The 14,892-nt window shown below is 62.0% G+C and carries 10 protein-coding genes and 1 tRNA gene; 5 read left to right on the top strand and 6 right to left on the bottom strand.

All coding sequences use genetic code 11. From position 1 onward, the window contains the following. Positions 1–2: 2 nt before the first annotated feature. Both MHM97_RS05205 and guaB read right to left on the bottom strand, forming a co-directional pair. Entirely contained in the window at positions 3–1,172 is a 1,170-nt protein-coding gene (locus tag MHM97_RS05205) for an RsmB/NOP family class I SAM-dependent RNA methyltransferase (protein WP_239320304.1), read from the bottom strand. 41 nt (positions 1,173–1,213) lie between these two features. After that, on the bottom strand, positions 1,214–2,662 hold the full coding sequence (gene guaB, locus MHM97_RS05210) for an IMP dehydrogenase (RefSeq protein WP_239320306.1): 1,449 nt from the start codon (positions 2,660–2,662) through the stop codon (positions 1,214–1,216). A 189-nt stretch (positions 2,663–2,851) separates the two neighbouring features. Between guaB and MHM97_RS05215 the strand changes: the two genes are divergently transcribed. The 5 genes from MHM97_RS05215 (at position 2,852) to MHM97_RS22845 (ending at position 11,507) form a co-directional block, all read left to right on the top strand. After that, a complete protein-coding gene (locus tag MHM97_RS05215) occupies positions 2,852–4,000 on the top strand; it encodes a CaiB/BaiF CoA transferase family protein (RefSeq protein ID WP_239320308.1) in 1,149 nt (382 codons plus the stop codon). Positions 4,001–4,138: 138 nt separating this feature from the next. Then, a complete protein-coding gene (locus MHM97_RS05220) occupies positions 4,139–6,184 on the top strand; it encodes an ASKHA domain-containing protein (protein WP_239320310.1) in 2,046 nt (681 codons plus the stop codon). A gap of 70 nt (positions 6,185–6,254) precedes the next feature. Further along, positions 6,255–6,328, top strand: a tRNA-Gly gene (locus tag MHM97_RS05225). Positions 6,329–7,029: 701 nt separating this feature from the next. Further along, a complete protein-coding gene (locus MHM97_RS05230; RefSeq protein ID WP_255729341.1) occupies positions 7,030–8,157 on the top strand; it encodes an AAA family ATPase in 1,128 nt (375 codons plus the stop codon). Further along, a complete protein-coding gene (locus MHM97_RS22845) occupies positions 8,154–11,507 on the top strand; it encodes a tetratricopeptide repeat protein (RefSeq protein WP_239320314.1) in 3,354 nt (1,117 codons plus the stop codon). The genes MHM97_RS05230 and MHM97_RS22845 overlap by 4 nt, the downstream gene beginning before the upstream one ends. 153 nt (positions 11,508–11,660) lie before the next feature. Here MHM97_RS22845 and MHM97_RS05240 read toward each other — a convergent pair whose 3' ends face one another. The 4 genes from MHM97_RS05240 to MHM97_RS05255 all read right to left on the bottom strand — a co-directional run bounded on the left by MHM97_RS05240 (position 11,661) and on the right by MHM97_RS05255 (position 14,794). After that, complete coding sequence (locus tag MHM97_RS05240) at positions 11,661–12,002, bottom strand: hypothetical protein (protein ID WP_239320315.1); 342 nt, start codon at positions 12,000–12,002, stop codon at positions 11,661–11,663. Between the two features lie 44 nt (positions 12,003–12,046). Further along, positions 12,047–12,814 carry a peptidoglycan-binding protein gene (locus MHM97_RS05245; protein WP_239320317.1) on the bottom strand — a complete coding sequence of 256 codons (768 nt, stop codon included), beginning with the start codon at positions 12,812–12,814 and terminating at the stop codon, positions 12,047–12,049. 76 nt (positions 12,815–12,890) lie between these two features. Next, positions 12,891–13,217 (bottom strand): hypothetical protein, encoded by a 327-nt coding sequence (locus MHM97_RS05250; protein WP_239320319.1) that lies wholly within the window; start codon positions 13,215–13,217, stop codon positions 12,891–12,893. Between the two features lie 11 nt (positions 13,218–13,228). After that, positions 13,229–14,794 (bottom strand): tail fiber domain-containing protein, encoded by a 1,566-nt coding sequence (locus tag MHM97_RS05255; protein WP_239320321.1) that lies wholly within the window; start codon positions 14,792–14,794, stop codon positions 13,229–13,231. Positions 14,795–14,892 lie beyond the last annotated feature (98 nt).

A 14,892-nucleotide genomic window follows, 5' to 3' on the forward strand; every position in this document is an offset into this window, starting at 1 on the left:
TGTTACCGGCCCCGCCGGAATACAGACACATAAAGGCCATCGGTGCCAGTATGAACATGCCAGGATTGCGTGCTCAAGGCCTGCCACCCCGGGGTGCGGTCCAGAAAGGCTTGCGACTGATGCGCATTTTCCACATCCAGCATGGAACAGGTGGCAAAGGCCAGAACCCCGCCCTCTGCCACCAGCTGCGCCGCATCATCGAGGATGCGCGCTTGCAGCGTGGTCAGCTCCTTCAGCGCTTGAGGTGTCAAACGCCATTTGCCTTCGGGATCACGCCGCCAGGAGCCGGAGCCGCTGCAGGGCGCATCACATAATACCAGATCAAACGGCGCATGGCTGCGCAGCTCTTGGGTACTCAGGCAGGAGATCGTCACCCCGGCCCGCGCGGCGCGCTCCGGTATATCTTTCATCCGGCGCGGTTCGACGTCATGCGCATAGAGATCGAGATCGGCGGCGGCGGCCATCGCCAGCGCCTTGCCTCCACCACCGGCACAATAGTCAAGCACCCGCTGGCCATTTTGCAAAGGTAGCGCATCGACGACCGCCTGACTGGCAGCGTCCTGCAATTCCACAAAGCCTTGGGTGTAGCTTTCCGCGTTTTTCACACGGCGCGCCCCCGAGGTTACGGTCAACGCGGTCGGAGACGCCGGATGCGTGGTGGCCTCGATCCCCTCTGACGCAAGGCGCGAGATGGCGGCCTCTCGATCGCCTTTTTTCCGGTTCACCCGCAGATGCACCGGTGCCCGGCTGCGCAGGGCTTGCGCCGCTTGCACCGCCTGCGCACCGAGGCTGCGTTCAAACACGGGCCAGAGCCAGTCGGGCAGATCATTGGCCTCGGCCAGAGACCCAAATTCCCGTGGTGACTGGGACTCTGTCGTCTCAAGCGGTGACGGCGCGTGCCCGACACCGGTGAACAGCTCCGCCGGATCAAGCCCGTCGTCCCGCATGGCGCCGATCAGCAGCCCCCGTCCGGTCCGGCTGCCCCCCAGAACCGCATGTGACCGCAGGCAGCGCAGGGCCTGAAACACGTGATCGCGCACCGCAGCCCGGTCCTTGGACCCGGCAAAGCGGCTGCGGCGGCCCCACGTGGTCAGCGCTCTCTCCGCCGCCTGCCCCGCAAGGATGTCATCAAGGATCTCGATCGCCGCCTGCACGCGGGCGCCGGGCGTCATCGGGCGCCCTTTGCAGAAATGGTCCGTGTCACGCCAAGCCCTCAGCCGATGCGGTAATTCGGGCTTTCGCGGGTGATCTGCACGTCGTGCACATGGCTTTCCTTCAACCCGGCGCCGGTGATGCGGACAAACGAGCAGTTCTTGCGCATGTCAGGCACGGTGGCGCAGCCGGTGTAGCCCATCGCCGCCCGCAGACCGCCAACCAGCTGGTGGATGACCGCGCCCGCCGAACCCTTGTAGGGCACCTGCCCCTCGATGCCTTCTGGAACCAATTTGTCGCTGGCAGCGTCTTTCTGGAAATAGCGATCCGCAGAGCCGCGCGCCATCGCGCCCATGGACCCCATGCCACGATAGGATTTGAACGACCGGCCCTGATAGAGGATCACCTCGCCCGGGCTTTCATCGGTGCCCGCGATCATCGAGCCGACCATGGCGCAGGAGGCCCCGGCGGCGATCGCCTTGGCAAAATCGCCCGAGAATTTGATCCCGCCATCGGCGATCACCGGGGTTTCGCCCGCAGCGCCAGCACAATCCATGATCGCCGTCAGCTGCGGCACGCCGACGCCCGCAACCATGCGGGTGGTGCAGATCGAGCCCGGGCCGATCCCGACCTTGACCGCATCCGCGCCTGCGTCGATCAGCGCCCGGGTGGCATCGGCCGTCGCGACATTGCCCGCGATCACCTGAACTTCGCTCGACAACGCCTTGATCCGCTTGACCGCTTCGATCACCCCTTCGGAGTGGCCATGGGCAGTGTCGACCACCACCACATCCACACCGGCATCAATCAGCGCCTCGGACCGTTCAAAGCCGCTGTCGCCGACGGAACTGGCAGCCGCCACGCGCAGGCGTCCCAGATCATCCTTGCAGGCGGTCGGGTTCAGCACCGCCTGTTCCGTATCCTTGAGGGTCAGCAGGCCGGTCAGCTTGCCGTCCTTGTCGGTCACCAGCAGTTTTTCGATGCGACGCGCCTTCATCAGGGACTTGGCCTCTTCGCGCTCTGCCGGTTCCTGCAGCATGGCAAGGTTCTCGGAGGTCATCATCACCGACACCGGGGTGTTGTCATCCGACGCAAACCGCATATCGCGATTGGTGACGATCCCGACGACGCGACCCGCATCATCCACCACCGGGAAACCGGTCACGCGATAGCGCTCTTGCAGGGCCTTGGCATCCGCGAGGGTCTGGTTGGCATGCAGGGTGATGGGGTTGTAGACGATGCCGCTTTCGAAGCGTTTGACCCGCCGCACCTGGCGCGCCTGCTCTTCCACATCGAGGTTCTTGTGAATGACCCCCATGCCGCCCGCCTGCGCCATGGTGATCGCCATACGGGACTCTGTCACCGTGTCCATCGCCGAGCTCAGAAGCGGAATATTGAGCGAGATTGCGCGGGTCACCCGCGTGCGTGTATCCGCCGTATTCGGCAGAACACTGGATGCGGCCGGAACCAGCAAAACATCGTCAAAGGTGAGAGCCTCACGAATCTGCATCTGTCTTCCCCATGCAAAACACCGTTTGGCGGTGACCCTATTGCACAGTTTGACAGGATGGGAAAGAGGCCACGTCCATTTTTCGCCGCAACGCGGCACCGCTGTCGTGTTTTCCTGATACAGATCAAAGAGCTGTCGCATACCTCCTCTATACCCCGATCACAGAGCCCCCTGAACGGAGACACGATCATGAGCAGCCCCCTCGACGGTGTCGTCATCCTTGACCTGACCCATGTGCTGGCTGGCCCCTATGCCTCGATGACGCTGGCCGACCTTGGCGCTCGGGTGATCAAGGTCGAACGCCCCGGCACCGGCGATGATACCCGCGCATTCCCTCCCTTCAAGGACGGCGAAAGCGCCTATTTCGCGACCATCAACCATGGCAAGGAGAGCATCGCGCTCGACTTGAAGAACATCGATGATCGCTCTGTTTTCGAAGCGCTTCTTGCCCGGTCCGATGTTGTTCTGGAGAATTTCCGCCCCGGCGTGATGGAGCGGCTTGGCTATGGCTGGGAGGATCTCCGGATCAAACATCCGCGGCTGATCTACGGCGCGGTGTCCGGCTTTGGCCACACCGGACCCGAGGCGGCGCGGCCTGCCTATGATATGGTGGTCCAGGCCCGGGGCGGCGTGATGTCCATCACCGGCGAGCGCGACCGGGAGCCGGTGCGGGTCGGCGCCTCGATCGGGGACATTGCCGCCGGCATGTTCCTGGCCCAAGGCGTCCTGGCCGCGCTCCTGCATCGCCAGCAGACCGGCCACGGCCAGAAAATCGACATCGCCATGCTGGATTGCCAACTGGCGATGCTGGAACACGCCATTGCCCTGACCACCGTAAGCGGTGAACCGCCACGCCCCTCCGGCGCGCGCCACCCCTCGATCACGCCCTTTGAAACCTTTCACGCGGCCGACGGGCTGTTTGTCATCGCGGCCGGAAATGACGTGCTGTTCGCCCGCCTCTGCGCGGCGCTGCAATTGCCGATCGCCGAAGATCCGCGCTTCAAGACCAATCCGGCGAGATGCGAGAATGCGCGTCTTCTCAAACGCTTGATCGAGGCCGTTACCCTGGAGGAAGGCAAACAGCACTGGATTGACCTTCTGACAGAGGCCGGCATTCCGACAGGTCCGATCCAGAATGTTGCAGAGGTCTTGCAAGACCCGCAGATCCGCGCGCGGAACATGGTGGTGGATGTGCTCGACCCGGCCGGACGCCCCGCCTATGTCGCCGCCGGAAACCCGATCAAGATGAGCGCGCTTGCCGATCCCGACACCCGAGCCCCCGCCCCCAGCCTGGATGGCGACCGGGCCGAGATTCTCGCTTGGCTCAACAGCACATAGGCGCCGCCCCCCCCCGGTGCGGCACGCCCAAATCCACACCCGATGCCGCCGATGTGTCAAAAAATGACGGTGGCTGCCTATCCTCCGGCCAAAAGTGACATATGCTCTGCATGAAATGCGGAAATAAGAGGCTGAGGCATGTCTGACGATCCCCTCGTTGTGTTTACTCCATCCGGCAAGCGCGGACGGTTTCCTGTTGGCACACCGGTGTTGACCGCTGCGCGGCAACTCGGGGTGGATCTCGATTCGGTTTGTGGCGGGCGCGGGATCTGCTCCAAATGCCAGATCACGCCGTCTTATGGCGAGTTCTCCAAACACGGGGTGACGGTGGCCGATGACGCCCTGTCCGAGTGGAACAAGGTCGAGCAACGCTACAAGGACAAGCGCGGGCTGATCGACGGGCGTCGCCTCGGCTGCCAGGCCCAGATCGAAAAAGACGTGGTGATCGATGTCCCGCCGGAGAGCCAGGTCCACAAGCAGGTGGTGCGCAAACGGGCCGAGGCCCGCGACATCGTCATGAATCCCGCAATCCGGCTGTTCTACGTCGAGGTGGAAGAGCCCGACATGCACAAGCCCTCGGGCGATCTTGAACGCCTGTGTGAAGCCCTGGACAAACAGTGGGAAATCAAGGACGTAAAGGCCGACATTCACATCCTTCGGCAATTGCAACCAGTGCTGCGCAAAGGGGCCTGGAAGGTGACTGTCGCCGTGCATCTGGGGAATGACTACCAGCCCCCGCGCATCATGCACATCTGGCCCGGATATTATGAGGGCACCATTTACGGACTTGCGGTCGACCTTGGCTCGACCACCATCGCGGCGCATCTGTGCGACCTCAAGACCGGCGAGGTGCTGGCCTCCTCCGGTATCATGAACCCGCAGATCCGCTTTGGTGAGGATCTGATGAGCCGGGTCTCCTACGCGATGATGAACAAGGGCGGCGATCTGGAGATGACCCGTGCCGTGCGCGAGGGCATGAATGCGCTGTTTGCGCAGATCTCGCAGGAAGCACAGATCGAGCAGTCGCTCATCATGGACGCGGTCTTCGTCTGCAACCCGGTGATGCACCACCTGTTCCTGGGCATCGACCCGTTCGAACTGGGCCAGGCGCCGTTTGCACTGGCCACTTCCAACGCTCTGGCGCTTGATGCCAGCGATCTGGACCTCACCTTGCACCCGGCGGCCCGGGTCTACCTGTTGCCCTGTATCGCCGGCCATGTCGGCGCCGATGCCGCTGCGGTGGCCCTGTCGGAAGCGCCGGACAAATCCGAAGACCTCGTTCTTGTTGTCGACGTCGGAACAAACGCCGAGATCCTATTGGGAAACAAGGACAAAGTCCTCGCCTGCTCGTCGCCGACCGGCCCCGCCTTCGAAGGGGCGCAGATCTCTTCCGGACAACGCGCCGCCCCCGGTGCGATCGAGCGGGTCGAGATCAACCCCGACACCAAGGAACCGCGGTTCCGGGTGATCGGATCGGACAAATGGTCCGACGAGGACGGGTTTGAAGAAAGCATCGCAACCACCGGAATTTCCGGCATTTGTGGCTCCGGTATCATCGAAGCGATTGCGGAGATGCGGCTTGCAGGCGTGCTCGATGCCTCCGGCCTCATCGGCTCGGCCGAGCAGACCGGCACTGCGCGTTGTGTCCCCGAGGGCCGCACCAATGCCTATCTGCTCTGGGATGGCAGCGCCGAGGGCGGACCGCGCATCACCGTGACCAATCCCGACATTCGCGCAATCCAGATGGCCAAGGCCGCGCTTTATTCCGGGGCCCGGCTTCTGATGGATAAGATCGGCGTCGATACGGTTGACCGTGTGGTTCTCGCAGGCGCCTTCGGGGCGCATATTTCCGCCAAACACGCAATGGTCCTGGGCATGATCCCGGATTGCCGGATCGAAAAGGTCACCAGCGCCGGCAACGCCGCCGGCACCGGGGCACGCATTGCGCTTCTCAACACCAACGCCCGCAATGAAATCGAGGAAACGGTGCGCCGGATCGAAAAGATCGAAACCGCCGTGGAACCCCGCTTCCAGGAGCATTTTGTCAATGCCTCCGCGATCCCCAACTCTGCCGACCCCTTCCCGATCCTGGAGACCGTGGTCACCCTGCCGAATGTGTCCTTTAACGTCGGGGGGGGCGAAGGCGACAGCGCAGGTGGCCGCCGTCGCAGGCGGCGCGGATAAGGCGTTGAAAATTCGCCACGCGCGCACTTGACGACCTTGGCGCAGAGGCATAAAGCTCTGCTCCACAGGCGCGGGTATGATGTAATGGTAGCCTGTCAGCTTCCCAAGCTGAACGCGCGGGTTCGATTCCCGCTACCCGCTCCAAAAGACCCCAATTAAAATCCAGAAATATGAAATGCTTACGCGCCGAAGCTCACTGAATCACGACACGCTTCGTGGTCTTGGAATGGGAAAAATGGGAAACAAAATGGAAGCTTCGGGAGTATGAGTCCCGAAGTAATTCCCGAAGATACCTGTGCAGTGGCGACCTAAGCGACCGCATCAATTTCTGGCATCGACCAGAGAAAACCATGCCCGAAAAGCGACGAGGCTCCGCACTATGGCGGGGCCTTTCTTTCAATATAGCTTTGCTGGCCCAATCGATCTTGAAACTGATTGGATTGTGCGGAGCACTTCAGCCCGCACCATTTCGCGCGCTTATTCCATCGCCTTCACGCGCCCATGTCTAGCAGTCAGGGACCATGTCGGCCAAGTCCAAGGTAGGGCAGCGTTGAACGTGTGTTCTTACTATATTATCCTCGTGTCGAGAGAGAATGCCGGGGAACAGCTCAGCCACGACATTCATGCAGCTTGCCGTGAAGGCACTGCTCCGAACGCGAAGTACTTCCCGTTAGCAGACCTTCAAAACTGCGCAGCTGGCCTTGGGGATGCCGCGCCTTGCATCAAAGTCAGCTATGCGCAGAGAACCGTTATCTCGGAGACGCTTAGTTAGGGGCGCAGGCCAGTTGACTTCGAATACCGATGGAATTATTCATCTTGGAATTAATTCATGGCGGGATAAATTCATGCACGGCAGAGAGAAAGAGCGCAGCATGCTGCAACGCAAGCTTAAAGCCGGACAGAACATTCACATGCCTGCCCCCCGACGCATCGGAAAAACTTGGACAATCAACAGACTCGCGGAGGACATGCGGAAAGAGGGCTGGCTGATCGTCGAGGTTGATGTCCAAGGCATGTCCACTCCGGACAAGTTCGCGCGGCGCCTGTGCCAGAAGATTCAAAGTCAGTTGCCCACAAAGTCAGGTCTGCAAGCAGCATTCAACAACCGGCTCGATGCATTGATCGGGGGAGATTGGGGCACCAACCCCATCAACGCGATCGGCCAAGTCGATCCCGTGGCCTTCTTGGACGCGCTTTTGAAAACGCTAGAGAACGAAGAAGGGCGGTCAGCGATCTTCGTGGACGAGATCGCATATTTCGTCCTAGGCTTCGCAGAGAAGAATGTGGACGACGCCAAGGACTTCTTCTACGAGCTGAGGAACCTGCAGGCCGAATACTCGAACGTCCGTTGGCTATTCACCGGCTCGATCGGCCTGAACTTTGTGGCCGAACGATTCAGCCTTGGCGGCGCGTTCGTGGATCTGACCACGTTCATCCTCGAGCCGTTCGACGAAGCCGAAGCCGGGTCCTTTCTGCGTGATCCGGCCACGCAGATGGGGTTCAACCACCAGTTCCGCGTCAGTGACGAAGACCTCAAGATTTTGTTCAAAGAACTGGGTTGGCTAGCGCCCTACTACCTCAAGCTGGTCGGTAATGAAGTGCGCCCATCTGGACCCGAACAAGACGGCACGCTGACCGCGAAGCCGGAGGACCTGCAAGCCGCCATGGAAAAACTTCTTGAGCCGACCCGGAAATCCGAGTTCGCCGTCTGGCGCGAGCACATCGACAAGAACTTGCCCCAGACCGATCGTGATCTCGCGCGCGGGGTGCTGGACCGTGTGTCGGCCGCTGCGGATGGCGAGACGTTGGAAACGTTGCAGGCTGCCATGGCCCAAGCCAAACCGAAAGCCGTGCGAGATATTCTTGACATCCTGCAAAGCGATGGCCTGACTGACCTGACCGAAGGGCGCTACAGGTTCCGGTCCGGCCTGATCCGTCGCTACTGGCAGCAGTACGAGGCGGATTTGCCGTGATCCCGCAGTCGACGCTCTACAATCAGACCATCCTTAATGACGATGATTTCGTCGGCAGCTTCGTGGCGCGCCGCGATACGCTCAAGACAATGTGTCGCCGCTTGAAATCAGTCGGACCAGAGGACGACGGGCAGCACCAAATCCTGATCGGCACGCGGGGGATGGGAAAGACCTCTCTGCTGCGTCGCATGGCGATTGAGATAAAGCGCGATCACGAATTGTCGGACCGTTTTGTCCCGCTTATGTTCCGCGAAGAGCAATACAACGTACTGCGACTGCAGGATTTCTGGCGCAACTGCGGAGAATCCCTCGCTGGATGGGCAGAAAGCCAAGGCCGCGACGACTTGGCGGAGCATCTTGACGACGCAGTCTTCTCAAGCAGTTGGGACAGCGACGATGCCGCCGCAGAGCAGTTCGAGGCGGAGATGCATGCGCTTGGCAAACGGGCAGTTCTGCTCATCGATAACCTCGACCTGATTCTGGATGCGCTCAAGGACGAGGACCGCTGGACCCTGCGCGCCAGCTTGCAGGCGCGGGGCGGGCCAATCCTTGTCGGTGCAGCAACCCAGTCACTGAAAGAAACCGCGGACCGCGAGGCAGCCTTCTACGAGTTCTTCCAACCCTATTACCTTGAGCCCCTGGAGCTGCCGGAAGCCGAGACCTGTATGCGAGTTCTCGCAAAACAGCGCGGCGAGGTCGGGCGCCGCGTTCTCCATGTAATGCACACCGATCCCGCACGGCTCCGTGTTATTCACCGGTTGACCGGTGGCAACCCTCGGATCCTAGCCCTGACATATCGCCTCCTCGAGACCGAGGACTCCCACAGCGCGATGGCTGATCTAGAACGGCTGCTGGACGAGGTCACGCCTTATTACAAGGCCCGTGTCGAAGAATATCAGACCCCCTTGCAACGGGCGATCATCGATGCCATCGCCTTGCATTGGGACCCAGTCACCACCGGGCACCTGTCTGAAATAACTGGCATCCCGACCACGACGCTGTCGCCGCAGCTGTCCCGGCTGCGCAAGGATGGTCTGATTGAACGGATCGAAACCTCGGGCTCATACGCGGGCCATCAGGTCGTCGAACGGTTCCTGAATATCTGGTACTTGATGCGGCACGGAACGCGCCGCACTCAGCAGCGAATGCGCTGGCTCGTCGCGTTTCTATCGAGCTTTTATTGCAAAGACGAGTTGGAAGAAATCGGTCGAACCGCACGCGCAACGGGCCGCTTCGATCTCTGGACCCAGGAATACTTGCATGCGTTCGAACAGGCGACGCAGATCGCGCCAGCGCGCGAGCGCCTCGGCATGAAGTCGGCGGGGCCCCGTCACAACGACATGAGAGTAGCAGACTATCCGGCTTCGCCCGAAGCTAAAAAGGCGAATGAGATGGGCGACAAGGGCGTATCCCTCGGTAGAGACGGAGAGAGTGTAGCTGCGCTCAAGATATTCGAGGAGGTGATCGCTCAGTATAGCGACAGCCCAGACCCGCAAGTAAAGGAACAGGTCGCGCGGGCCATGCTCAACAAGGCGTTCCAGCTGGGCCAGACCGGCGATCCTGCGGCGGCGCTCGAGACCACCGACGCGCTCATCGCCCGCTACGGCGATAGCGACACACTCCCGCTGCAGGAACAGGTCGCCCTGGCCATACTCACCAAGTCGGTCGCGCTGGACCAGATCGGCGATCCTGCGGCGGCGCTCGAGTCCTACGACGCGCTCATCGCCCGCTATGGCGACAACGACGCCCTCCCGCTGCAGGAACCGGTCGCCCAGGCCATGCTCTGCAAGGCGATCACGTTTGACCAGACCGGCGATCCTGCGGCGGCGCTCGAGGCCTACGACGCGCTCATCGCCCGCTATGGCGACAACGACGCCCTCTCGCTGCAGGAACCGGTCGCCCAGGCCATGCTCTACAAGGCGATCACGTTTGACCAGACCGGCGATCCTGAGGCAGAGATCGAGGTCTACGACGCGCTCATCGCCCGCTATGGCGACAACGACGCCCTCCCGCTGCAGGCACAGGTCGTGCGGGCAATGCTCAACAAGGGGGGCACGCTAGGCCAGATCGGCGATCCTGCGGCAGAGATCGAGGTCTACGACGCGCTCATCGCCCGCTACTGCGACAGCGATGCCCTCCCGCTGCAGGAGCAGGTCGCCCGGGCCATGCTCAACAAGGCGGTCGCGTTGGGCAATACCGGCGATACAGCGGCGGCGCTCGAGGTCTACGACCTGCTCATCGCCTGCTACGGCAACAGCGACGCCCTACCGCTGCAGAAACAAGTCGCCCGGGCCATGCTCAACGAGGCGGTCGTGTTGGGCAATACCGGCGATCCTGCGGCGGCGCTCGAGGCCACCGACGCGCTCATCGCCCGCTACGGCAACAGTGACGCCCTCCCGCTGCAGGAACCGGTCGCGCGGGCCATGCTCAACAAGGCGGTCGCGTTGGGCAATACCGGCGATCCTGCGGCAGAGATCGAGGTCTACGACGCGCTCATCGCCCGCTACGGCAACAGCGACGCCCTACCGCTGCAGAAACAAGTCGCGCGGGCCATGCTCAACAAGGCGGTCGCGTTGGGCAATACCGGCGATCCTGCGGCAGGGATCGAGGTCTACGACGTGCTCATCGCCCACTACGGCAACAGCGACGCCCTACCGCTGCAGGAACAGGTCGCGCGGGCCATGCTCAACAAGGGGGGCACGCTGGGCCAGATCGGCGATCTTGCTGCAGAGATCGAGGTCTACGACCTGCTCATCGCCCACTACTGCGACAACGACGCCCTACCGCTGCAGGAACAGGTCGCACGGGCGAAGGTCTCTCTAGCCAATCGCCTGATCGACACTGGCGTCGAGGGATACCGCGCTGAAGCGCTCTTGAAAAGCGTGACGGAGAGCCACAACGTCTTGGCTTACGGGAACTTGTTCTGGCTGTATGTTACATCGAGAGAGCTATCCAAGGCGAGAGAGACATTGCCCCATCTCAAAGATATGCCGACCGAAGGGCGTGTATTGATGGATGCAGCGCTCGCCGTTCAGGCAGGAAACTTTGGAGACGCCACGGAGCATCTGAACAAGGCCTTGCAAGGAGGTTTGGTGCAGGAGAGCTGGAATTTCACCGATGACTTGGAACGTTTGCTGCGTCTCTCCATCACGGCTGGACTTGGCGAGCGTTTGGTCGACTGGTTCGAAGAGACTCGTCTGGCTAATCGCTATGCCCCGATCCATGCTGCGCTTAAGGCTGCCGTTCATGGCGAGGCAACCTTGCTCGACGTGAATCCGGAAACCCGTCACGCCGCACGCCTTATCCTGCCACGCTTGCTCCCTGCTTCAGAGCCTCGGAAAGGCAAGTGATACCACTTTAACTTGGCCCAGTTTTCTGTAGATTTTTTGGCTCACTTTGGTGGAGATGTGAACGGGAATTTTGAACAGCTTGGGTAGGCAACACAATCCGAACTCCAGGGCGCTTCGGGCGGACTGGCGCCGATGGTCGCCAGTCCGTTTTCGTCAGTGAATGAGGCCGCCCACCACGCTTGCCAACTTGCTGCGGGCGAGGTTCTGCAGCACGTGATCGTTTGGCCCGAGGCGCAGGATCGCGTCGGGGACAGAGGCCTTTGCGTGATCCACGGCCTCGCGGATCAGGACCTCCGCCGCCTCATTGGGGCCACGCTCCAGACCGGCGCGGATACCGCTCATCAGGGCGCTGTGCAGCGCGTCGCGGTGGCGGGCCTCGATGTCGAGCCCCCAGCGCCGTTTGGCGGTATGGGCCGCGCTGCCGATCAGCGCCGTCAACAGTACGCTCAGCCCGCTCAGGGCCACAGGCAGCAGTTCCTGCAAGATGTCATTCATCAGTCTATCCTTTCGATTTCAGGGGGAAGAACGCCAACCGCCGCTTAACCGCGGAAGAAGGCGAGGATGCGCTGCAGCCAGTTCGGGCGTGGCGCGGATTTCGGGGATGCAGACACAGGCGGCAGGGCAAGCAGCGCCTGATGCAGCGCAGCGCGGGTCTGGGGGCCGATCACCCCGTCCACGGTCAGGCCTGCCGAGCGCTGGAAGGCGCGCGCATCCGTGCGCGCATGACCAAGCAAGACAAGCTGTGCCCGGTCGGTCCAGGCCTGCCGCTCTGCCAGATGGTTGAAGCCGCCGTTGACCTTGCGGGTGATCCCGCGCACGTCGCCAAGATCGGCCAGCGCGTTCAGCCCCCGCGCGGTCCAGTACCAAAGCGCAACCAGCCCTTCCCAGGGATCGGTCAGCACCGCATCCGGATCGGCCTCAAAGTCCGGCGCGGTATGGTCGAGGCCACGCGCCCAGGCGGTAAACGCGCGATAGTTCCAGCGCCCGGTGATCTGAATCGGCCCGCGCCCGCGCAACAGGTAGCCATCGCCATCGCGTTCCGGCGTGTTGCCGAGATCGGTGCGGGTGTCATAGCGCTGCTGCGCCGGTGTCGGCCCCCAGAGTTCGCGGTCATAACGAAACGCCCCGCTTTCCAGCAGCACCTGCCCCAGAAGACAGGACAGGCGGTGCCGCCGGTTCAGCCCGAGGTCGCCGCCATAGGTGTTCAGCGACAGCAGGAACGACCGGGCGTTTGCCTCCTGTGCGCTGACTTTCGGGATCTTCCCCGTGATCTTTTCCAGGGTGTCAAAGGTGAGAATGTCGGTCATGACGCCTCCAAATGAGAACGCCCCGCGCAAGGTGACCTTGGCGAGGCGGGGTGGTTTCAGAATGTCGGGTGGTTGATCAGCGGATCGGGGCGCGTTCCATGCGTTCGAGCCGGTTGTCGATCTTGTTGAGGGTGGAGAGGATGAGTGACAGGCGCTCATCCTGGCGCGCGAGCGCGGTTTCATTGGTGCGCACGCGGGCGGTCAGGGTCACCTGGCGTGCTTCGGAGGCGGTCAGATCCGTGCGCAGGGCGTTGATTGTCCTGGACAGACCGGCGGTTTCCCCGCGCAGGGTCGCCACCTGAATGCCGACCCAGAGCCCTGCCCCGACCAGCCCGCAGGCCACCGTCCAGGCAAGGGATTTGTTCATGGTGATCCCGCGATCGCCGTTTTCAATCATGGCCATCCTTCTGCCCCTCAGATCGCTGCGAGAATAAAGGCGAACAGCTCATCATAGCGCACGCCTTGCCGGTCGTGATACGTTGCGCCCGCTGGGGCATTTTCGGCGCTGCTGAAGGTCTGAAGCTCTGTGCGGGCTTCCACGAGGGTTTCGACCTCCCCGGTCGGCACGCCGTTTTCATCGGTGATCGGCGCGGTCTCGGCCGGGATCTCCACCTCGGCTGACCACCATTCATCCCAGCACAACACGCCATACCGCCAGGGGTCCAACCCCTCGGCTTCAAAGGCAGCTGCAAGCTCCTGGGCGATCACGCCAAAGTGCCAGCGGGCAGTGTCGCCTTTCTTAGCCACGGCATCGCGCATGCGGAACTTCTTCAGCAGGCCTTTTGCCACCACCGCCACCCGGCGCTCGGCGGCATCCAGGCCCTGAATGTCCTGCTTGCTGCGCGCGTCAGACGTGCTGATCGTCCCGGTGCCCGCATAGACCTGAGACCACCGGAACGAGGGGAACCCGAGGGGCTGCGTGTTGTCATTGCCGGGACGAAAGGTCCCGTCCGGGGCCAGCCGCGCATTGGACATACCACCGGTGTAAAAATTGATCCCACCGTTTTCGCCGGTGGACCCTGTACCGCTGATCAACACATCAAAGGACACAATGCCGACAGCCCCCGTGACATTGCCCCGCTGGAACACCGCCCGGCTGTCCTGGACGCCTGAACCTTTTATGTGCAGGGCAGCCACAGGGTCATCTGCACCGATGCCAAGGGAGCCCTTGATCGGCACCTCGAACTCAACCTCATCCTTTGAGACAGTGATTTGACGCCTGCCCTGTGTCTCGATGACCAGGTCCGCCCCCTCCAGCGTTTCGTCCGGGTCCGTCCTGATGTAGAGGTTTCCGACACTGGAGGATCCGCTGATTTCATGCTTCACCCCGGTGCCACTGTCCGTGACGGCCAGGACGGGAGCGCTGTTTCTGACCTCAATGTCCCGCGCAATCCTCCCGTACTCATCAATCGTAAGGACCTCATGCCACCCGGACCAGTTCGCGCCATCATCGTCGGAGCGGCGCATGTATATCGTCTGCTCGCTGCTGCCCTCATAGGCCACTTGCCGCACGCGCGCCCCGCCCGTGCGATAGACGATGACAGCCCCCTCGCGGCCATGCCCTGAAGGCTCATCCGGGTCACTGCCGCTGTAGCGATAGATGCCATTGCTCAACGCGGCAGCGAGAAGCGTTGTCTCGATCCCGCCAGCATTCATTCCCAGCCCAAACGCAGGGACAGTCATCAACCTGCCCGCTGTCGCGTCATAGGGATCTTGCATGACAGCAGCACCGCCAATGCTGTCGGCCTCCAGATCGGTGAACTTCGCCGCCGCAGGATCGCTCAGGCCGATGGTGGTGCCGTTCAGCGCGGCGCCGATGACCACGGAGTTGGTTTCCAAAAACTCGATAAAGGCCAAGAGCTCATTGCGATGGGTGGTCGCGAAGTGCTGGAACAGCGCATACATCTTGGCGTCAAAATCCGCCTCCGGCGTGCTGCGCTTTGGGATCTCAGGGAAGGGTGAGAAGCCTGGAATGCTCATCTGTGGCACTCTCCTATTTTAAGGTTTTCAAAATCAGGGGGAAGACGGACTCGCCGGCCACATCGATGGGCTGGCTGTGGTCATCGACAAAGCCCAGG

The sequence above is a fragment of the Epibacterium sp. Ofav1-8 genome, from assembly GCF_022348185.1.
GTDB lineage: Bacteria > Pseudomonadota > Alphaproteobacteria > Rhodobacterales > Rhodobacteraceae > Epibacterium.